General features: G+C 70.5%; 19 protein-coding genes. 8 read left to right on the top strand and 11 right to left on the bottom strand.

The features are described 5' to 3' along the window. Nucleotides 1-22 precede the first annotated feature (22 nt). Nucleotides 23-1,069: a DUF4013 domain-containing protein gene (locus tag FGL94_RS05610; protein WP_144921941.1), complete on the bottom strand. Its 1,047-nt coding sequence runs from the start codon at nucleotides 1,067-1,069 to the stop codon at nucleotides 23-25. 301 nt (nucleotides 1,070-1,370) lie between these two features. Between FGL94_RS05610 and FGL94_RS05605 the strand changes: the two genes are divergently transcribed. From FGL94_RS05605 to FGL94_RS05595, 3 genes are all read left to right on the top strand, one after another. Further along, nucleotides 1,371-1,784 (top strand): hypothetical protein, encoded by a 414-nt coding sequence (locus FGL94_RS05605; protein WP_144921938.1) that lies wholly within the window; start codon nucleotides 1,371-1,373, stop codon nucleotides 1,782-1,784. Continuing rightward, nucleotides 1,781-2,716: an alpha/beta hydrolase gene (locus FGL94_RS05600; protein ID WP_144921936.1), complete on the top strand. Its 936-nt coding sequence runs from the start codon at nucleotides 1,781-1,783 to the stop codon at nucleotides 2,714-2,716. The genes FGL94_RS05605 and FGL94_RS05600 overlap by 4 nt, the downstream gene beginning before the upstream one ends. A 117-nt stretch (nucleotides 2,717-2,833) precedes the next feature. After that, nucleotides 2,834-3,145, top strand: coding sequence for an MTH1187 family thiamine-binding protein (locus tag FGL94_RS05595; protein ID WP_144921934.1), 312 nt, complete (start codon nucleotides 2,834-2,836; stop codon nucleotides 3,143-3,145). A 62-nt stretch (nucleotides 3,146-3,207) separates the two neighbouring features. On the opposite strand, the gene FGL94_RS05590 is transcribed toward FGL94_RS05595, so the two are convergent. From FGL94_RS05590 to FGL94_RS05570, 5 genes are all read right to left on the bottom strand, one after another. Further along, nucleotides 3,208-3,897 carry a hypothetical protein gene (locus FGL94_RS05590; RefSeq protein WP_144921931.1) on the bottom strand — a complete coding sequence of 230 codons (690 nt, stop codon included), beginning with the start codon at nucleotides 3,895-3,897 and terminating at the stop codon, nucleotides 3,208-3,210. A 58-nt stretch (nucleotides 3,898-3,955) separates the two neighbouring features. Next, nucleotides 3,956-5,464, bottom strand: coding sequence for an RtcB family protein (locus FGL94_RS05585; protein WP_144921929.1), 1,509 nt, complete (start codon nucleotides 5,462-5,464; stop codon nucleotides 3,956-3,958). A gap of 136 nt (nucleotides 5,465-5,600) precedes the next feature. Next, a complete protein-coding gene (locus FGL94_RS05580; protein WP_144921926.1) occupies nucleotides 5,601-6,182 on the bottom strand; it encodes a hypothetical protein in 582 nt (193 codons plus the stop codon). Between the two features lie 69 nt (nucleotides 6,183-6,251). Further along, the gene (locus FGL94_RS05575; RefSeq protein WP_144921924.1) at nucleotides 6,252-6,719 is read right to left on the bottom strand and encodes an archease; all 468 of its coding nucleotides are present in this window, start codon (nucleotides 6,717-6,719) and stop codon (nucleotides 6,252-6,254) included. Beyond that, a complete protein-coding gene (locus FGL94_RS05570) occupies nucleotides 6,716-7,582 on the bottom strand; it encodes a DUF502 domain-containing protein (RefSeq protein ID WP_144921922.1) in 867 nt (288 codons plus the stop codon). Before FGL94_RS05570 ends, FGL94_RS05575 begins: the two co-directional genes overlap by 4 nt. A gap of 135 nt (nucleotides 7,583-7,717) precedes the next feature. Between FGL94_RS05570 and FGL94_RS05565 the strand changes: the two genes are divergently transcribed. Next, entirely contained in the window at nucleotides 7,718-8,191 is a 474-nt protein-coding gene (locus tag FGL94_RS05565; protein WP_144921919.1) for a GNAT family N-acetyltransferase, read from the top strand. A gap of 61 nt (nucleotides 8,192-8,252) precedes the next feature. Further along, nucleotides 8,253-9,476 carry a hydroxymethylglutaryl-CoA reductase (NADPH) gene (gene hmgA / locus FGL94_RS05560; protein WP_144921918.1) on the top strand — a complete coding sequence of 408 codons (1,224 nt, stop codon included), beginning with the start codon at nucleotides 8,253-8,255 and terminating at the stop codon, nucleotides 9,474-9,476. A gap of 13 nt (nucleotides 9,477-9,489) precedes the next feature. Here the strand turns inward: hmgA and FGL94_RS05555 are convergent, their stop codons facing one another. From FGL94_RS05555 to FGL94_RS05545, 3 genes are all read right to left on the bottom strand, one after another. Beyond that, nucleotides 9,490-9,807, bottom strand: coding sequence for a DUF2250 domain-containing protein (locus FGL94_RS05555; protein ID WP_144921916.1), 318 nt, complete (start codon nucleotides 9,805-9,807; stop codon nucleotides 9,490-9,492). 95 nt (nucleotides 9,808-9,902) lie between these two features. Next, on the bottom strand, nucleotides 9,903-11,330 hold the full coding sequence (gene cofH / locus FGL94_RS05550) for a 7,8-didemethyl-8-hydroxy-5-deazariboflavin synthase subunit CofH (RefSeq protein ID WP_144921913.1): 1,428 nt from the start codon (nucleotides 11,328-11,330) through the stop codon (nucleotides 9,903-9,905). Nucleotides 11,331-11,805: 475 nt separating this feature from the next. Further along, nucleotides 11,806-12,747 (bottom strand): HFX_2341 family transcriptional regulator, encoded by a 942-nt coding sequence (locus FGL94_RS05545; RefSeq protein WP_144921911.1) that lies wholly within the window; start codon nucleotides 12,745-12,747, stop codon nucleotides 11,806-11,808. A 132-nt stretch (nucleotides 12,748-12,879) separates the two neighbouring features. Here FGL94_RS05545 and FGL94_RS05540 point away from each other — a divergent pair, with 132 nt between their 5' ends. Further along, entirely contained in the window at nucleotides 12,880-14,187 is a 1,308-nt protein-coding gene (locus tag FGL94_RS05540) for an acetamidase/formamidase family protein (RefSeq protein ID WP_144921909.1), read from the top strand. A gap of 6 nt (nucleotides 14,188-14,193) precedes the next feature. Here the strand turns inward: FGL94_RS05540 and FGL94_RS05535 are convergent, their stop codons facing one another. Then, a complete protein-coding gene (locus FGL94_RS05535) occupies nucleotides 14,194-15,177 on the bottom strand; it encodes a M48 family metallopeptidase (RefSeq protein WP_144921906.1) in 984 nt (327 codons plus the stop codon). A gap of 128 nt (nucleotides 15,178-15,305) precedes the next feature. Between FGL94_RS05535 and FGL94_RS05530 the strand changes: the two genes are divergently transcribed. Beyond that, on the top strand, nucleotides 15,306-16,385 hold the full coding sequence (locus FGL94_RS05530) for an aminopeptidase (RefSeq protein WP_144921904.1): 1,080 nt from the start codon (nucleotides 15,306-15,308) through the stop codon (nucleotides 16,383-16,385). Between the two features lie 586 nt (nucleotides 16,386-16,971). Here FGL94_RS05530 and FGL94_RS05525 read toward each other — a convergent pair. Then, nucleotides 16,972-17,301 (bottom strand): transcription factor S, encoded by a 330-nt coding sequence (locus FGL94_RS05525; RefSeq protein ID WP_099256220.1) that lies wholly within the window; start codon nucleotides 17,299-17,301, stop codon nucleotides 16,972-16,974. A gap of 161 nt (nucleotides 17,302-17,462) precedes the next feature. Here FGL94_RS05525 and FGL94_RS05520 point away from each other — a divergent pair, with 161 nt between their 5' ends. Continuing rightward, nucleotides 17,463-18,482, top strand: coding sequence for an aldo/keto reductase (locus tag FGL94_RS05520; protein ID WP_144921901.1), 1,020 nt, complete (start codon nucleotides 17,463-17,465; stop codon nucleotides 18,480-18,482).

Genomic DNA, 18,482 nt, shown 5'->3' with positions numbered 1-18,482 from the left:
CGAACGTCGCCCCCGCCGCGTATCAACGCTTGTCTTTCGGATCGGCGACGTCGACGCTCCACTCGAACTCGTCGTCGTCGGGCGCGTACCAGTCGAACCCGCCGTCGGCCCCGAAGGCGCAGTCGGTCCGGTGAGAGGGGGAGCCGTCGACGACCGCCCTGCCGCCCCCCTCCCCACCGATCGGGACGGTCCGCCCGGTCTGCACTGCCGGCGGCACCTCGGGAGTCGGGGGACGTACGAGGCCGGTCGGCCGGTCGGCCGCCTCCGCCGCGGTCGGATCGGTCGCCTCCCCTTCTTCGCCGGCGTCGACGACCTCCAGCGTCGCCGCCGCGCCCCTCCCGTACAGTCCGTACGCGGCGACGCGGACGGCGAAGACGAACGCGGCGCCGACCACGAGCGGGACGAACGGCCCCGCCAGCGCGTAGCCCGCGCCCAGCGTCGCGGCCGCCACGACCCACGCGGTGGCGTACGCGCCGGAGCCGCCGACGCCGGCGACGCGGCGCGGGTCGAGCCCGTCTCGGAGGCGTCCGGAGGCGGCGAACGCCGCGAGCGCCGCCGGCCTGACGTACGCGAACGCGAGGAGGTACGCCGCCGCGACCGCTCCGACGAGTCCGCCGGCGACCCCGACGACGGCCGCGACGCCCCCCTCGCCGAGGGCGGCTCGGACCGCGTCGGTGACGGGTGCGGGATCGACGAGACCGGCCCCGAGAGCGCCGCCAGCGAGGACCGCGAGCGCGACTCCCAGCCCGAGCGGGGCGAGGAGGACGGCGCTCACGAGCGCGGACTTGAGGCCGTCCCGATACAGGTCGTTCCACGCGACGACGGGGGGCGCGCCGTCGGCGTTCCCGTCGGCGACGCCGGCGGCGAGGACGCGGACGAAGTAGCCGCGGACGACGAACGCGGGCGCGAGCGCCAGCGGCGCGAGCAGGACGAGCGGGGGGAAAACCAGCGATCCGCCGACCCAGACCGGGGTGACGACCCACGTCAGCAGCGTCAGGAACCCGCCGACGACGAGGACCCCCGCCCCGTCGACCGAGCGCGCCAGCGAAATCACCGTCCCCCGAAGCATATCGGATCCTGTCACGCGACACTGATAAAGGGTGCCCGGAACCGGCGACTCGCCCGAGGGCCGGGTTTCCACCCGCCCGATCACCGAGGGGTGACCCTCCCGAGAGTTTATATAATTTCGTGGAGTACAACGAGGTGGCCGCGCGGGACAATCGTGTGCCTCTGACAAAACCGATCCCGGCCGTCTATCGCGACGGCCTTCCCCCGTCCGCGGCTTTCGGAACGAGCCGTTTCTCGCGCATCGAGCGACCGCGCCGCCCGGACGCCGGTACCGATTTATCTCGTCCGGACGTGGGTCGCGTATGACCGGCGACGAGCAACCGACCGAAGTGGAGCCGACGCTCCGCAGCTACGGGATCAGCGTCGAGGCGGTCGACGGCGGCGACCCGCTGGAGCTCACGTATATGACGGCGTTCCCCGGCCGCGAGGTACACCACGGCGAGATCGGGCGCGCGCTCAACGCGCTTATCGACCGCGCCGAGGCGGACGCGTGGGACCCCGTTCGGGTCGAGGGGACCGTGATCCGCGCACCGGGCGACGTGCTCGGGACGTGGCACGCGGAGGCGGCGTGGTTCGAGGAGCTGATCGCCTACGAGATCAGCGAGACCGAGTTCTCGACGCGGGTGCTGGAGACGCTGACGCACGCGGACGAGCCCGTCGAGGACGACGGATCGGACGCGGACGGCGATCCTGCTGAGGCCGGGGACGAAGCGTGACCCGCCGGAACCCGGTGAACCGCGCACAGCGCCGCCTCGGCCGCCCGCCGCGCGAGCGGTTCGCCACCCGCGAACTCGCGTTCGACGCCGAAGGCGACACCTGCCGCGGCACTCTCTATCTACCGGGCGGCGACGGCGAGGATCCGCCTGTCGTCGTGATGGCACCGGGGCTCGGCGCGGAGCGGAGCTTCGGCTACCCGGCGGTCGCGGAGCGGTTCGCAGACGCCGGCTACGCGGCGTTCCTCTTCGACTACCGCGAGTTCGGAGCGTCGGACGGCGACTCGCAGCTCGTCGACCCCGAGGGCCAGCGCGCGGACTACGCGGCCGCGATCGACCGCGTCCGCCGGGTCGACGCGGTCGGCCGCGATCTGGTCCTCTGGGGCGCGTCGCTGTCGGCCGCGCACGTCCTCACGCTCGCGGCGGAGCGGCGCGACCCCGACGCCGTGATCGCCGCGGTCCCGATGCTCGACGGGCGAGCGATCGCCCGGCGCCGCGGCTGGCGCTACCTCGCGCGCTCCGGAGTTGCGGTCGTCCGCGACCTGCTCGGCCACCGACTTGGTCGCGGGCGAACCGTCCCGATCGTCGGACCCACCGAGGAACTCGCCGCGATCACGGAGTCGGGGACGAAGCGGAAGTACCTCGACCTGGTCGACCGCGAGTCGACGTGGCGAAACGAGACGCCCGCCCGGTCCCTGCTGCGGGTGGCGAGCTACCGCCCGGTCGAACGGCTCGACGAGATCCGGGCGCCGACGCTGCTCTTGGCCGGTACCGACGACGCCATCGTCGACAGCGAGGCGGTCGTCGACGCGGGCGAGACGCTGTCGCGGGGGACCGTCGTCACCATGCCCGCGGACCACTTCTCCCCGTTCGGCGAGGACTTCGAGCCGGCGATCGGGCACCAGCTCTCCTTCCTGCGCGACGCGCTCGAGTGAGGAGCGCCTGACGGGCGCCCGACCGGCGGCGAGGCCGCCGCCGGTTCGCTGTTCGTCTCACCGCGGTCCGTTTTTACCGCGTCCGTTTTTAAGTGCCCGCGGCCCGGACGCACAGGTATGACCGCTATCGCGCTGTTGAGCGTCGCGCCGGTGATCGAGGGGAGCATGTCCGGCGAGGTCGCGAAGGCCGTCGCCGCGCTCGACGAGTTCGACGTGAGCTACGAGACGAATCCGATGGGAACCGTTATCGAGGCCGACGACGCCCAGACGCTGTTCGCGGCGGCCGCGGCCGCTCACGACGCCGTCGACGGCGATCGCGTCTCTACGGTCTTAAAAATCGACGACAAGCGGACCGAAGACACGACCGCCGACCGAAAGGTCGCGGCCGTCGAGGAACACCTCGGTCGGGAGGCGAAACGGGAGCGCTGACCGGCGGGGATGTCGGCGTCGCGCAGTCGGGCGGTGCCGTCTCGTCAGGTGGCGACACCCCGTCAGGCGGCGTCGATCCCGACCGACCCGCCCGCCGTCGCGTCGCCCGCGGGGTTCTCGACGGTCAGATCGACGGTCGCCGTGCGTACGACGGTCGCCTCGTCGCCGCCGCCGGCGACGTCCGCGCGGAACACCACGTCCAGCGTCGTCGTGTCCGTTTCGCCACCGGACAGCTCGGTCGCGGAGAGCGTCTCGCTCGTCACCGCGTCGCCCCGGGCGGTCGCGTCGGCGCGCTCGAACCGAGCGGTGAGACCGCCGTCGACCGCGTCGAAGTCGGGCGCGGTGTCGGACCGCTCGCTGTCGGGCCCGCCGACCGACGCGACGTCTCCGGGCGTCGCTTCCGGGTCGGTCGCCGTGAGCGTCTCGCGGTACACCTCGTCGACGCCGTCGTCGCTTCCCACGGCGAGCGTGAGCGTCACGCGCTCGACGCCCTCGGAGAAGTCGGTCCACGACACTTCCACCTTCGGCGAGAGGTAGACGGACTCGATCCGGCCGTCGTTACCGGTGACCGTGGGGGCGTCGCCCGCCTCGAACGCCGCGGGGTCGCCGTCGATCGCGGCCGCCGGTTCTGTGGACGCGGCGAGCGATCCGGCCCCGATGAGTGCGGTGCCCCCAACGGCCGCGACGATGCCGAGCAGGGACCGTCTGGAGGCCGTTTCGGACGAACTGCCGTTCCGCGAGTGGTCGCTCATCACGGCGTGGGGTGGCCGCGGTATCAGGTATAAATCGTCGGCGCGTCCGGGACGCCGATCAGCCCTTGATGTTACAGACGGGGAACGTCCGCGCGACCTTGTCGCCGATGCCGAGCTCGTCGCTGACGCGGATCACCTCGTCGATGTCCTTGTAGACGCCGGGCGCCTCCTCGGCGATGGTGGCGCCGGACTGCGCCTTCACGTATATCTGCTGGCCGTCTTCGAGGTCGTCCTGTACGTCGCCGCCCCAGAACTCCTGTTTCGCCTGCGTTCGGCTCATTAGCCGGCCGGCGCCGTGAGCCGTGGAGCCGAACGACACCGACATCGACTGGTCGCCGCCGCGGAGCACGTACGAGCCGGCGCCCATACTGCCGGGGATGATCACGGGTTGGCCCACGCTGCGATACACTTCGGGCACGTCCGCGTTCCCGGCCGGGAACGCGCGGGTCGCGCCCTTGCGGTGGACGTACAGCTCCCGTTCCGCGCGGTCGACCGCCTCGTCGCCGACCGCGGGGCGCCCGTCGGCGTCGACGCCGACCTCGTGGGTCTCCTTCTTGGCGATGTTGTGCGCCACGTCGTACAGCAGCTCCATCCCGAGGTCCTCGATCGGGTCGGCGTCGAACACCTCGCCGAACGTCTCGCGCGCCTGGTGGGTGATCAGCTGGCGGTTCACCCACGCGAAGTTGATGCACGCGCCCATCGCGCCGTAGTACTCGTCGGCGAGCTCGGAGCCGGCGGGCGCGGCCGCGAGCTCCTTGTCGGGCAGCTCGGCGAGCAGGTCGCCGTGCTCCTTCTCGATCCGGCGCAGGTAGTCGTTGCAGGTCTGGTGGCCGAGCCCGCGGCTCCCGCAGTGGATCAGGACGACGATCCCGTCCTCGCGGAGGCCGTACTCGTCGGCGACCTCCTCGCGGAACACGTCGGTGACGCGCTGGACCTCTAAGAAGTGGTTCCCGGAGCCGAGCGACCCCATCTGGTTGCGCCCGCGGTCCATCGCCTTCTGAGAGACGTACTCGGGTCGGGCGTCGGGGCGTCGCCCCTCGTCCTCGCAGCGCGCGAGGTCGCTCTCGATCCCGTACCCCTCCTCGACGGCCCACTCGACGCCCCGTTCGAGGGCGCCCTCGATCGCGTCGGCGTCGCCGCCGATGACGCCGCCCCCGCCGAGCCCGGAGGGAACCGCCTCGAAGAGCGCGTCGACGAGCTCCGACTCGCGGCCGCGCACGTCGTCGTAGGCGAGGTTCGTCCGGACCATCCGGACGCCGCAGTTGATGTCGTAGCCGACCGCTCCGGGCGAGATACAGCCGGTTCGGGCGTCGATCGCGCCGACGCCGCCGACCGGGAAGCCGTACCCCTGATGCCCGTCGGGCATACAGAGGGCGGGCTCGGCCATCCCGGGCAGGTGCGTGGCGTTCTTCAGCTGTTGGAGCGAGTCGTCCTCGCCGATCTCCTCCAGCAGGCTCTCGCTGGCGAGCACCCGCGCGGGGACGTTCATGTCGCCCTCGCGGGGGATCTCCCAGACGTGCTCGCGCACCTTCTCCAGTCGGATCCCGTCGAACTCGCGCGTGGTCATACCCGGCGTTCGTCGCGGGGGGAGAAGGGCGTTGCGTCACCGGGCGGAGAGTGGGTTCGTCACCGGGCGCTGGTGCCTGCGGGTCCCGCCGAGAGCGACTCCGGCCGACCCACCTCGGTCGACCCACCGCGACCGCCTACCGGTCGACCGGGTCGATCGGGAGCCACCCGATCTCCCCTTCGGCGAGCGTGAACGCCGCGAAGACTCGCCCGAGCACGAGCCCGTACAGCAGGTGCGCGACCGCGATCACCGCGCCGAACTCGAAGCTCGCCGTGAGTCCGGGCACCGGTAGCGTCGGTACCGGCAGCGAGGTCGCGCCCTCGATCGCGAGCGCGGTCGGCAACAGCAGTCCGCCGGTGACGACGCCGAGCAGCGCCGAGTGTACGACGCCGAGCGAGAGACACCCCCCGACGTCCTCGCGTAACTCGTCGAAGAACCCCCGGTCGAAGACGGCGACGAACAGCGCCCCGAACGCCGCGCTGTTGAACAGGTGGACCGCCCAGCCGGCCGCGACCGTCTCGACGCCGACGAGCGCGCCGATCGTCGGCATGAGCCGCAACGCCCCGTGCAACACGACGCCCATGGCCGCGCCGGCGACCAGCCCGCTCACGGCGCCCGCGCGCCAGTGCCGCCCGGTCGCCTCGGGGCCTTCCGCTATCGGCTCTCTTGATCCCGGTTCGGCTCCCGTCTCGGCGTCGCTCTCGCCCGTGTGTGACATGCGGTGACAATGAACTCCTTCGCTGATAACGTTTTTCACGTGATCGCATTTTTCAGGCGCGTTCGGTCGTCAAACGTCGAAAACGACGTACGCGTACCACTCGCCGTCTCGCCGTTCGAGAGTCATCTCGGAGTACGTGACCGCCTTGATCTCCCGGGCCGCGACGGCGTCGAGAGGGACGCCGCGGGCCGTCGCCTCGGCGGTCCACGTCGCGCCGTCGTCGCTCCCGGCATCGTCGTCGCTCCCGGCATCGTCGTCGCTCCCGGCATCGTCCGGTTCCGAAACCGCACACCGGTGATCGGCGGGGAGCACGAGCCGCACGTCGCGCTCGTAGATCAACTGGTCGAGGTAGTCGAAGAGCAGCGCCTCGCGGCTCTCGGCGGTCACGGTGAACTCGAACCGGTCTCCCGCCTCGGGGACCGCCTCGCAGCTCGCGGCGGTGAGCCCGTCGGCGACGGCCTCGAACAGCGCCGCGAGGGTCGGCGCGGTCGCCTCGACCGCGACGTCGGCCGTGTGATCACGGAGGGCGTAGCTCATCGGTCGTCACCCTCGTCGCGGCTCGGGTCCTCGGTGTCGGTCGCGCCCTCGGTCTCCGCTCCGGTCCTGGTTTCAGTCCGAGTTCCGGTGTCGGCTCCGGTCCCGGTCTCGGTCCCGGTGCGAGCGTCGTACTCCGACCGAAACGCTGAGCCGATCCGGTTTCGCGCGCCGATCCGCTTGAGCTCCTCCGGCGAGAGCCCGTCGGCGTCCGCCCCCTCGCCGCCGAGCGCGACGCCGCTCGTCACGATCGCCCGGATCCCCTCGTCGACGGTCAGGTCCACGTCGACGATCCGGTGTTCGGGGACGAAGACGACGTGGCCGCCCATCACCGGGTTCGGAGCCATGGGCATGAACAGCGACCGCATCTCGCCGCCGTCGACGGGGTCGGCGACCGCCGCCGGGGCCTCGCTCGTGACGAACGCGAGGGCGTAGGTCCCTTCGGTCGGGAACTCGACGAGGACGACCTCCCGGAAGTTGCCGGTGTCCGACTCCAGCATGGCGTCGCTCATCTGTCTGAACCCCTGGTACACCGAGCCGACGCCCGGGATCTGTTCGATGCCGTAGTGAGCGTACTCGACCGCGAGCTCCCCGTACCGCGTCGACTCGACGACGATCCCGAGCGCGAGGATCGACGCGACGAACACGACCGGGGTCGCGATCTCGATGGCGACCTTGCGGCCGACGGGGAGGGTTTCCGCGGGCAACACCGGAACGATCGCCGACGAGAACGCGTCCAGGTAGTCGTAGATCGCGTTGAACACCACGCCGAGCACCGCGAGGGTGATGACGGAGGGAACGATGACAGCGACGCCGGTGAGGAACGCGTGACGGAGTCGCTGCCGGCCCGTTGCGGGCGGGTCCATTACTGGACATCCACGACCGAACGCGACAAAACGCTTCCGTCGTCGGGCTGGCGTCCACGGACCGGGTCGGGCTGGCGTCGCAACCGTCCCCGGTGGCGGTGGAGTTATATTCCGTTGGCGTATTAGCTTCCTGCAGTGAGCGTTAACGTGGAAAAGCGGACGGAACCGCCCGGCGAGGCCGACCACGCCACGGAGGCGTGGGAACTCAAAGAGCGGATCCGATCCGAGGAGGGCGTCCTCCGACAGCGACGCGGGTTCTTCGTCGACGCCTACCGACGGGCCACGACGCACCTCCTCGTCGAGAACGACGAGATCGTCGCGTTCGCCTCCGTGCGTCGCGACGGCTACGTCCTCTTCCTGGCCGTCCACCCCGATCACCGGGGGCGCGGCCACGCCGAGCGGCTCATCGCCGACGTGGCCGAGGAGCACCGATCGGTCACCTGCCACGCTCGCACGACCAACACCGAGGCGCTCGGCTTCTACGAACACCTCGGCTTCGAGGTCGTCCGCCGGATCGACGACTACTACGAGGACGGCGGCGACGCCTACTACCTCAAACTCGGCGGCGAGTCGCTCCGGGAGCGCCTCTCCGGGATCGTCGGCCGCTGAGGTTCTGGAGTCCCCCCACCGAATCGACAACCATTAGCACGCGCCGCGAGGAGACGCGGACATGACCGACGCCACCCCCGCGTCGCTCGCGGAGCGCGTCCGCGACGGCGAGATACGCTTCCACGAGCTCGAAGAGCACGCCGACGCCGACACCGCCGCGGCGGCCCGGCGCCGCCTCGTTAGCGAGACCGCCGACGCCGACGTCGACGCCCTCGGCGAGTACGCGTTCGACGCGGCCGACGCCCACGGGTCGAACATCGAGAACATGGTCGGCGCCGTGCAGGTGCCGATGGGCGTCGCCGGCCCCGTCGCGGTCGACGGCGGCGCGCTCTCGGGCGAGCGCTACCTCCCGATGGCGACCACGGAGGGCGCGCTGGTCGCCTCGATCAACCGCGGCTGCTCGGTCGTCAACGACGCCGGCGGGGCGACCGCGCGGGTGACGAAGAGCGGGATGACCCGCGCGCCCGTCTTCCGGGTCGCCGACGTGGCCGAGGCGGAGGCGCTCGTCTCGTGGGTCCGGGACAACGAGGAGACGCTCCGGGAGGCCGCCGAGTCGACGACGAGCCACGGCGAGCTGCTCGACGTGACGCCGTACGTCGTCGGCAACAACGTCTACCTGCGGTTCCGCTACGACACGAAGGACGCGATGGGGATGAACATGGTCACCATCGCGACCCGCGAGGCCTGCGACGCGATCGAGGCCGAGACCGACGCCTCGCTCGTCGCGCTCTCGGGGAACCTCTGCTCGGACAAGAAGCCGGCCGCGATCAACGCGGTCGAGGGGCGCGGGCGCTCCGTGAGCGCCGACGTGGAGGTACCCCGCGAGGTCGTCGAGGAGCGGCTCCACACGACGCCGGAGTCGATCGCCGAGATCAACACCCGGAAGAACCTCGTCGGCTCCGCGAAGGCGGGCGGGCTCGGCTTCAACGCCCACGTCGCTAACGCGGTCGCGGCGATGTTCCTCGCCACCGGGCAGGACGAGGCGCAGGTCGTCGAGGGGGCGAACGCGATCACGACCGCGGAGGCGACGCCCGGGGGCGACCTGTACCTCTCCGTGTCGCTCGCGAGCCTCGAAGTGGGGACGGTCGGCGGCGGGACGAAGCTCCCGACGCAGGCCGCCGGGCTGGACATCCTCGGCGTCCGCGGCGGCGGCGATCCCGCCGGGAGCAACGGCGACGCGCTCGCGGAGGCGATCGCGGTGGGCGCGCTCGCCGGCGAGCTCTCCCTGCTCGCGGCGCTCGGCTCCCGACACCTCTCGTCGGCGCACGCGGACCTCGGACGCTAACTCCCGAACAACGTCAGTCCGACCACGCCGCGCAGTCCTCGCGCAGCGCCTCGCGGCCGGCGTCGGTGACTCGGAAGACCTCTTCGCCCGTCACCCGTTCGACGAGCCCCGCCGCGTCGAGCGCGTCCAGCCGCGACTCGACGTGATCGACGTACAGCCCCGTGTTGCTCGCGACGAACGCGGGGTAATCCGACCCGGCGTCGTCGAGGTACGCGAGCACCCGCTCGTCGGTGCGGGTCAGCACGAGCCTCGGGCGGTCCGACTCGCCGTCGCCGTCCTCGGACGACGCGTCTCCCTCCGAGCCGGGAGCCGGTGCGTCTGACGCGGGCATGTTGTCCTTGTTAATGCTTACCAATATTAAGAGTATTCCGGTGGTTCCCGCGCGCTGGAGACGCTCGGGGGAGGTGTCGGCCCGACGATCGGGGTTCAGTCGTCGGCGCCCGCCGACTCGCCGCCGCGACCCGAGCCACCGGCCGACCGATCCGGGAGCATCGGCGTGCCGTCGGCGCGCGGGCCGAGCTTCGGGCCGTGGGGGCCGTCGTCGGGGTCGATCCGGCGGCGAGTGCGGTAGTCGGTCGAACGCTCGACCGGGATCCGGCCGATCGCCGTGATCATGTCGACGTAGTCGTCGAACGATCGGAACTCGCCGTAGTCGCCGCCGGCGCGTTTGGTGATCTCCTCCGAGAGGATGGTGCCCATGAAGTCGTCGGCGCCGCAGTTGAGGAGCTTCAGCCCGTGCGCGTCGCCCGACTTCACCCACGAGGCCTGCACGTGGTCGACGTTGTCGAGGAAGAGGCGCGCGACCGCGACGACGAGCTCGTCCTCGTCGCGCGAGGGGCCCGACTCGACGACGCCGTGGCGGTAGAGTGGAGTGTTCTGGTGGATGAAGGAGAGCGGGACGAACTCCGTGATTCCGCCGGTGCGGTCCTGCAGGTCGCGGATCACCCCGAGGTGTTCCGCGCGGTGGGCGACCGTCTCCACGTGGCCGTACATCATCGTCGCCGTGGTGTCGAGCCCCGCCGCCATCGCGCCCTCCATCGCCGCGACCCAGTCGTCGGTGCGGATCTTCCCCGGACAGATCACGTCGCGGACCTCGTCGACGAGGATCTCCGCGGCGGTGCCGGGCGCGGAGTCGAGGCCGGCTTCGGCCAGTTCGCGGTACACAGTCTCGTAGTTCCAGTCGGTGCCGCGGGCGGCGTGGTACGCCTCCTCCGGCGTCATCGAGTGGACGTGGATCCCGCCGACCGACATCGCCTCGATCTGGTCGACGTAGGTGCCCGGGTCCGTGGCGTACGCCGACGGCGGCTTGTAGTTCACCGCGCTCTCGGGGTCGTCGTACGAGCGGAGGACCTCGTGGTGCTCCTCGTTGAGCGCGAGCGCGGGGTGGAGCCCCGAGACCGAGCACACCTCGTAGACGCCCATGTCGAGGGCGTCCTCGACGATCGCGCGGGACTCGACGGGCGTCTTCGTGAACCCCGCGTGGTCGGCGTCGCTGTCGGCCTCGAAGGCGTGCGCGGAGTCCTTGAAGTTACAGAACAGACAGCCCGTGTTACAGGCGGTCGTGACGTTGTTGTTGAGGTTGGCGACGAAGGTGACCTCGTCGCCGACCTCCTCGCGGCGCCGGCGGTCGGCGAGTTCGAGGACCGCCTCCTTCCGGACCGGGTCGATCCCCTCGGTGTCGGTGCCGGTGGCGAGCAGTTCGGTCGCGTCGTCGACGGAGAGGCGGGTTCCGTCGCGGGCCTTCGCGAGCGCGTTCTCGAACGACTGGTCGGTCGACGGCTCGGCGAAGCCGAAGTCGCCGTCGAGGTCGGCGGCGTCGCGGTCTGTCGCGTCGGGGTCCCGCGCCGGATTCATCGCGTGTGTCTCCCCGTCCCACGAATAAAAACGGGACGGTCACGGTACTGATAAATCAGTCGCAGTGGCGCGTGCCTGCAAGCGGCCGCCATCGGCGGCCGCGAGTAGTGAGGGACCGAAGGTCCCTCTGACAGCCGGCGGCGAAGCCGCCGGCGAGAGCACGCGCGAGGGAGTCGCTGGCGGCGATCGCCGCCAGCGACAGGGCGAGAGCGGAGCTCTCGCTTGCAACCGGACGCAGTCCGGTGACGAGGCTGGGGAGGTGTGAGGCTCCGGTGCGGTTGCGGTCAGGGTGGGACTCAAAGGGGCAGTCGCGATTCCTGCGAGCGGAGCGAGCGGGAATCGCGACTGGGGCTTTGGCGGTGTTCGCCGCAGCGTCGTCGATCGCGTATCGCCGAGCGGCTGGAGCTTCGGTGGCGTTCACCGTCGATCCGCCAGCAACGATCACTTAAAAATAAACGACCAGACCTAACGAGTATTACGCCAAATCCCGGTCCTCGTCGGCGTGCGCTCGCACCCACAGCTGGCCGATCCGGGAGAGAGTGGTCCGGTAGGACTTCCCCCGCTCCTCGCGCTCGATGTATCCCTTGCCGCCGGGGCCGAGCCGGTCGACGTTGTAGATCACCTTCGAGCGGAACGAGTCGGTGTACTCCTCGTTGAGGTCGTCTGCTAGCGTCTCGGCAAGCTCGGAGACCGACTCGAACTCGCCGTGCTCGCCGAGGGTGAAGAGGACGAGCTCCTCGAACGGCTTGACGTTCTGGAAGGAGGCGACCGGCAGCTCGATCACGTGGCTGTCGCCGATGCGCTTCGCGCCGATGGTGGTGCCGCGCTCGTCGAACTCCGCGAGCAGGTCGGTGGTGCTCGTGAGGCGGTCGGCGATGCGGTCGGCGTCCACCGCGTCGTCGACGGCCTCCTCCTCGACCAGGTCTCGCAGGAGGTCTCGCGTCGCCCGGAGCTCCTCGGCGAGCTCGGTCTCCAGGTACTTCTCCGGGGCGGTGTAGTAGGTGTGGATGCGGTCGCGGTCGTCCTGCCGCTCGACCATGATCGAGTGGGCCGCGGTCGCGAACGCGAAGGAGACGGGCCGGGGCATCGAACAGAGGTTCACCCACACCTCGCGTTTGTCGGAGTCCGCGACTCCCTCGTCCCGGTCCAGCTCCGCGTTGATCAGGTCGTAGGCGCGCTCGAAGGCGGCGTCGTAGTCGTACACGTCGTCCAACCGCTCGCGGACCGTCTCCGCACCGAGCAGGTTCCGGAAGTCCTGTTCGAGCTTGCGCGCGATGTTGCGCGAGTACTCGACGTTGGCCTCGCTGCCGACCGTCCCCTCCAAGAGGATCACCCGGTCGACGTCGAACTGGTCCCGGATGAGCGGGGCGATCATGCGGTCGTAGTCGAACCCGACCGGCACGATGTGGGTCTGCATGGGTGGAGATATGGCGAGACGCAGTTATAAACGACCGCAAGCGACCGCGGAAGTCCGCCGCCCGCCACACACCGATCGCACGCTTCCGCCAGCAGTAGCGTTATTCCCGCGTCGCCCCAACTGTAACGTGGTATGTCACAACAAGGCGTTCAAGACGAGCTCTACGTCGACCAGTACACGCTCGGGCTGGTCGGGCCCGATCAGGAGTGGGCCGGCACGGTCGCGGACGGCGGAACGGTGGAGACGTACACGCCGCCGGGGTGTTGGGGGCCGATGGTCACGCCCTCGTTCCGGGGCGGCCACGAGGTGACCCGCCCGATCCGCGTCGAGGGCGCCGAGGTCGGCGACGCGATCGCGATCCACATCCGCGACGTGGAGGTGACGAGCATGGCCACAAGCACGGGATCGATGGCGGAACGCGAGGGCGCGTTCGGCGACGACCCCTTCGTCGACCACCGCTGTCCGGAGTGCGGGACGGCGTGGCCCGACTCCGTCGTCGAGGGCACCGGCGAGGACGCGATCCGCTGTGCCGAGTGCGGCGCCAACGCCTCCTCGTTCGGCTTCGAGTACGGCTACACCGTCGCGTTCGACCACGACAACGCGGTCGGGATCACCCTCGACGAGGAGGGCGCCCACGAGCTCGCGCTCGACGCCGAGCGCGTGATGGACATCCCCGAGAACGCCCGACAGCACCCGATTCTGCTGTACGAGCCGGACGGGATGCCCGGCACGCTGGGTCGCCTCCGGCCCTTCATCGGGAACATCGGGACGACGCCCTCGGTGACGATGCCCGACTCGCACAACGCCGGCGACTTCGGCCAGAGCCTCATCGGCGCCGACCACGACTACGGCGTCGAGACCGAGGCCGATCTGGAGAAGCGAACCGACGGCCACATGGACATCCCGGAAGTGCGCGCGGGCGCCACGCTGATCTGCCCCGTTGAGGTCGACGGCGGCGGGGTGTACGTCGGCGACCTCCACGCGAACCAGGGCGACGGCGAGCTCTCCCTCCACACCACCGACGTGAGCGGCACCGTCACCATGGACGTGGAGGTGATCGAGGGCCTCGATCTCGACGGTCCCGTACTCCTCCCGAACGAGGAGGACCTGCCGTTCATCAGCAAGCCGTACGACGAAGACGAGATCGCGGCCGGCCGGGACCTCGGCGCGGAACACGGCGTCGACGTCGAGGACGACATGGCCCCGATTCAGGTCGTCGGCTCCGGCGCCACCGTCAACGACGCCACGCAGAACGCCTTCGACCGCGCGGGCAAGCTGCTCGACATGAGCGAGGGCGAGATCCGCGCCCGGTGCACCTTCACCGGCGGCGTCCAGATCGGTCGGCTCCCGGGCGTCGTCCAACTCGACATGCTGGCGCCCCTCGATCTGCTCGACGAGCGCGGGCTCGGCGACGCGACGCGGGAGCAGTACGGGCTGTAGTCCGGTTCAGTCGCCCGCGCCCCGTCTGCTCCTCCCTCCCGACGGGCCGACCGGAATCCGTCGCGTCGGCCCCCGCTCCGCCGCGTGGCGACGCAAGCGCTCGACGCGCTCGTCGATCGACGGGTGCGTCGACAGCCACCGCTCGGCCGGGTCCTCGGTCCGCTTGTACGTGGACAGCGGCGCGAAGGGCCACGACGGCTCCGCGGCCCGCTCGATCCGCCGGAGCGCTCGCGCGAGCGCGACGGGGTCCCCGGTCACCTCGGCCGCGCGGTCGTCGGCGGCGAACTCCCGCTTGCGCGAGCGCGACCGAGCGACGAGCGTCGCGAGCACGAACCCGGCGAACAGCGCGTTCGCGAGCGCGCGGTGGAGCCGCGCGAAGGGGCCGGACCGGTCGCCGGGGCGCCCGCGGATCCACGCCGAGCCGACGGCGAGCCCGGAGAGCGCCAGCAGCGCCGGCAGCGCGAGCACGGTGGCGAACCCGACGAGCGCGCGCCCGACCCCGTCGGCCATCGCGAGCGCGAACCCGTCGTTGCCCTCCAGGTGCGCCAGCTCGTGCGCGACGATCGCCTCCACCTCGCGCGCCGAGAGGACCCGGAACAGTGACCGGTCCACCACGAGGGCGCCGCTCCCCGATCCGCCGCCGACCGCGAAGGCGTTCGGCGTTCGGGCGTCGGTGACGTACAGGTCCGGGCGGTCGACGTCCATCCGCGCCGCCAGCGCGTCGACCCGACGGTGGAGGTCGGGCGCGCGCTTCCGAGGCACCCGTTCGCCCTCCAGGTTCGCGAGGATCTGCGCGGTGCCGATCCGGTAGCTGAGGTACGCCGAGCCGACCGTCGTGGCGGCGAGCAGCGCGAGGAGGACGGGGAGATCCGGGCGGGCGGCCCAGAGGAACCGCAGCGCGTCTGCGACGAGCAGCGCCGCGGTCAGGTACGCCGCGAGCACGGCGACGCCGACGACGGCCGCGACCGCGCGGAACGCGAGCCGGGACATACCCGAATCTACGAGGCGGGGCGTCAAACGCGTTGCGTCGCTGTCGGTCCACGAGCGCGGTCCGGCCGGCTTCCCCGCGCGCCTCGCCGGAAGGAAAGTCGTAATTCCCCGGCCGCGAAAGCCCGTGTATGGACGCACGCGTTCGCGAACACGCGGAGATCATCGCCGACCACTCCACCGACATTCAGTCGGGCGACGACGTGGTCATCCAGCTGCCGAAGGAGGCCGAGGACCTCGCGGTCGCCCTCCACGAGATCTGCGGGGACCGCGGCGCCAACCCCGTCTACCTCAACTACTCGAAGCGCGCCCAGCGCGCCTTCAAGCGCTCCTCGGACGAGTTCACCGAGCCGAGCCACCGCCGCGCCCTCTACGAGGAGGCCGACGCCTTCGTCATCGCGCGCGGCGGCGCGAACGCCACCGAGGACGCCGACGTCGACCCGGAGACCAACGCGGCCTACAACCGCGCGATGGAGGAGGTCAAGCGGACGCGGCTCTCGAAGACGTGGTGTCTCACGCAGTACCCGACCGCGAGCCACGCCCAGCTCGCCGGGATGAGCACCGAGGCGTACGAGAACTTCGTGTGGGACGCCGTCTCGCTCGACTGGGACGAACAGCGCGAGTTCCAGGCGGAGATGGTCGAGATCCTCGACGACGCCGACGAGGTCCGGATCGAGTCCGGCGACGAGACCGACCTCACGCTCGACGTGTCAGGCAACGCCACGCTCAACGACTACGGCGAGGCGAATCTCCCCGGCGGCGAGGTGTTCACCGCGCCGGCGCGAGACGGCGTCGACGGCGAGGTCCACTTCGATCTCCCCCTCTACCGCTACGGCCGCGAGATCGACGGGGTCCGGCTGCGGTTCGAGGACGGCGAGGTCGTCTCCCACTCCGCCGAGCGCAACGAGGAGCTCCTCTCCGGCATCCTCGACACCGACGAGGGCTCCCGGCATCTCGGCGAGCTCGGCATCGGGATGAACCGGCAGATCGACCGGTTCACGTACAACATGCTGTTCGACGAGAAGATGGGCGACACCGTCCACATGGCGGTCGGCTCCGCGTACCCGGAGACGGTCGGCGGGGAGAACGAGGTCAACGAGTCCGCCGAGCACGTCGACATGATCGTCGACATGAGCGAGGACTCCGTCATCGAGGTCGACGGCGAGGTCGTCCAGCGAAACGGGACGTTCGCGTTCGAGGACGGATTCTAAGGCTCCGTTGACGTCCGTAGCCGTTGATACAGCTATTCCAGGGAGGTCGACAGAGACCCAGCGGTGATCGATAGCGGGAGTAGGTATATCGGTGCGGTTGATTGGTCGTTTATAAGTCGGGTCGCGGTGTTGCTGTCGGCTGTTTATAAGCGATCGACGGCTTTGCGGTGAGGGTCTCCAAAGCCCCAGCCGCGAGGGCTCGCGCGCCTTGTTGTGCTCCTCGCTCAGTCGCTAGCGCTCCCTCGCTGCGGTGCTTACTGCGGCGTGCTTCGCCCTCGCGACTGCCCCTTTGAGTCCTCCAGCACCGCAACCGCAGCCTCACGCCTCCCCAGCCTCGTCGGCCGGCACTTATAAGCGCCGGCCGACTCCCTCGCGCGGCGCCGTTCGCGGCCTGTCGGCCGCTCACGGGCGCGCGCCACCGCAGACCCATTTATAAGCGACCGTCGCTGTCGCTCACAGTCGTTTAAATACGTCATCACCGCCCCCGATCTGCAACACTCACTCCCGCTATCGATCGAGAAGCACGTTCAGCGATCGCCGCTTCGGACCAAAACACACCTACGGAACAGCTCTTTGGCGGCTCCGATCAGTTGTACCCGCGCCAGCGGTGCCCGCACTCCTTGCATTTAAAGAACCGCGTCGGGGGCTCGTCGGCGGCGCCGGTCTGTTTGATCGTGTACCACGCTTCGCCGTGACCGCACTCGTCGCAGACGATGTCGTTGGCGGTCGGCTTCCCCTCGAAGTTCGCGCCCTCCTCCGTCTCGATCACCTCGTCGCCGGTCTGCTCGGTCGTCGACTCGAACTCGGCGGCGAGCGCCTCGTCGCGCTCGGTGGTGGCGCCGCAGTCGTCGTTCTGACACACCATCTCCCCGTCGCGAGAGACCATCATCGAGCCGCAGTCGTCACAGAACTGCATATATGCCGGAGTACGGCGTCGAGCGGTTTAGCTTCCGTGACTGCGGGCCGCGGGCGCCCGGGGTCGGTCGCACGCCGTCGTCGTCGCTCTCGGCGCCCTCGTCGCTGACGGTTCCGCCTCCGGAACGCCCTTGCGTTCGCCCCGCCCAAGTGGGAGCGTACATGAACCACCGAACGCTCGGCGACGTCGGCGCGGTCAGCGAGGTCGGCTACGGCTCGTGGCAGATCGGGAGCGACTGGGGCGACGTGAGCGAGGCGGAGGCCGTCGAGGCCGTCGAGGCCGCCCGCGACGCCGGTATCGACTTCTTCGACACCGCGGACGTGTACGGCGACGGGCGCTCCGAGCAGATCCTCGGCGACGTGCTCGACGCCGACATCGCGAGCGGCGACGTGACGGTCGCCACGAAGGCCGGCCGCCGGCTCGACCCCCACGTCGCCGACGGGTACGACGAGGCGAATCTCCGCCGGTTCGTGAACCGGTCGCGAGAGAATCTCGGGATGGAGACGCTGGACCTGGTCCAGCTTCACTGCCCGCCGACGGACACCTACTATCAGCCGGAGACGTTCGACGCGCTCGACGCGCTCGCCGACGAGGGGAAGGTCGCGAGCTACGGCGTCAGCGTCGAGCGCGTCGAGGAGGGGCTCAAGGCGATCGAGTACCCGGGCGTCGAATCGGTCCAGATCATCTTCAACCCCTTCCGCCAGCGCCCCGCCGAGCTGTTCCTCGACGAGGCCGCCGCCCGCGACGTGGGCGTGATCTGTCGGGTGCCGCTCGCCTCCGGCCTGCTGACCGGCGCGCTCTCGCGTGACACCGAGTTCGCCGAGGACGACCACCGCAACTACAACCGCGAGGGCGACGCGTTCGACGTGGGCGAGACGTTCGCCGGCGTCCCCTACGAGGTCGGCCTCGACGCCGCCGACGCGCTCGCCGAGCGGGTCGACGCCGTCGCCGACGACCCGACCGACGCGACCGGCGACGACCTCTCGCTCCCGCAGCTCTCGCTGCGCTGGATCCTCGACCACGACGCCGTCTCGACGGTCATTCCGGGCTCGACGACGCCGGACCACGTCCGGGCGAACGCGGCCGTCAGCGACCTCGCGCCGCTCGGCGAGGCCGACCGTGAGGCCGTCGCGGACGTGTACGACGAGTTCGTCCGCGAGCACGTCCACCAGCGCTGGTAG

It is taken from the genome of Halorubrum salsamenti (assembly GCF_007671685.1).
Lineage (GTDB): Archaea > Halobacteriota > Halobacteria > Halobacteriales > Haloferacaceae > Halorubrum > Halorubrum salsamenti.
Note: the sequence above shows the minus strand (reverse complement) of the source record. Positions and strands in the feature narration are given on the sequence as shown.

What these genes read in the sequence shown, in the direction of transcription:
- FGL94_RS05525 (WP_099256220.1), bottom strand. Translation starts at nt 17,301, where the DNA reads ATGCAGTTCTGTGACGACTGCGGCTCGATGATGGTCTCTCGCGACGGG.
- FGL94_RS05575 (WP_144921924.1), bottom strand. Translation starts at nt 6,719, where the DNA reads ATGAGCTACGCCCTCCGTGATCACACGGCCGACGTCGCGGTCGAGGCG.
- FGL94_RS05570 (WP_144921922.1), bottom strand. Translation starts at nt 7,582, where the DNA reads ATGGACCCGCCCGCAACGGGCCGGCAGCGACTCCGTCACGCGTTCCTC.
- FGL94_RS05610 (WP_144921941.1), bottom strand. Translation starts at nt 1,069, where the DNA reads ATGCTTCGGGGGACGGTGATTTCGCTGGCGCGCTCGGTCGACGGGGCG.
- FGL94_RS05520 (WP_144921901.1), top strand. Translation starts at nt 17,463, where the DNA reads ATGAACCACCGAACGCTCGGCGACGTCGGCGCGGTCAGCGAGGTCGGC.
- FGL94_RS05535 (WP_144921906.1), bottom strand. Translation starts at nt 15,177, where the DNA reads ATGTCCCGGCTCGCGTTCCGCGCGGTCGCGGCCGTCGTCGGCGTCGCC.
- FGL94_RS05595 (WP_144921934.1), top strand. Translation starts at nt 2,834, where the DNA reads ATGACCGCTATCGCGCTGTTGAGCGTCGCGCCGGTGATCGAGGGGAGC.
- FGL94_RS05545 (WP_144921911.1), bottom strand. Translation starts at nt 12,747, where the DNA reads ATGCAGACCCACATCGTGCCGGTCGGGTTCGACTACGACCGCATGATC.
- FGL94_RS05580 (WP_144921926.1), bottom strand. Translation starts at nt 6,182, where the DNA reads ATGTCACACACGGGCGAGAGCGACGCCGAGACGGGAGCCGAACCGGGA.
- FGL94_RS05590 (WP_144921931.1), bottom strand. Translation starts at nt 3,897, where the DNA reads ATGAGCGACCACTCGCGGAACGGCAGTTCGTCCGAAACGGCCTCCAGA.
- FGL94_RS05530 (WP_144921904.1), top strand. Translation starts at nt 15,306, where the DNA reads ATGGACGCACGCGTTCGCGAACACGCGGAGATCATCGCCGACCACTCC.
- FGL94_RS05540 (WP_144921909.1), top strand. Translation starts at nt 12,880, where the DNA reads ATGTCACAACAAGGCGTTCAAGACGAGCTCTACGTCGACCAGTACACG.
- hmgA (WP_144921918.1), top strand. Translation starts at nt 8,253, where the DNA reads ATGACCGACGCCACCCCCGCGTCGCTCGCGGAGCGCGTCCGCGACGGC.
- FGL94_RS05605 (WP_144921938.1), top strand. Translation starts at nt 1,371, where the DNA reads ATGACCGGCGACGAGCAACCGACCGAAGTGGAGCCGACGCTCCGCAGC.
- cofH (WP_144921913.1), bottom strand. Translation starts at nt 11,330, where the DNA reads ATGAATCCGGCGCGGGACCCCGACGCGACAGACCGCGACGCCGCCGAC.
- FGL94_RS05555 (WP_144921916.1), bottom strand. Translation starts at nt 9,807, where the DNA reads ATGCCCGCGTCAGACGCACCGGCTCCCGGCTCGGAGGGAGACGCGTCG.
- FGL94_RS05585 (WP_144921929.1), bottom strand. Translation starts at nt 5,464, where the DNA reads ATGACCACGCGCGAGTTCGACGGGATCCGACTGGAGAAGGTGCGCGAG.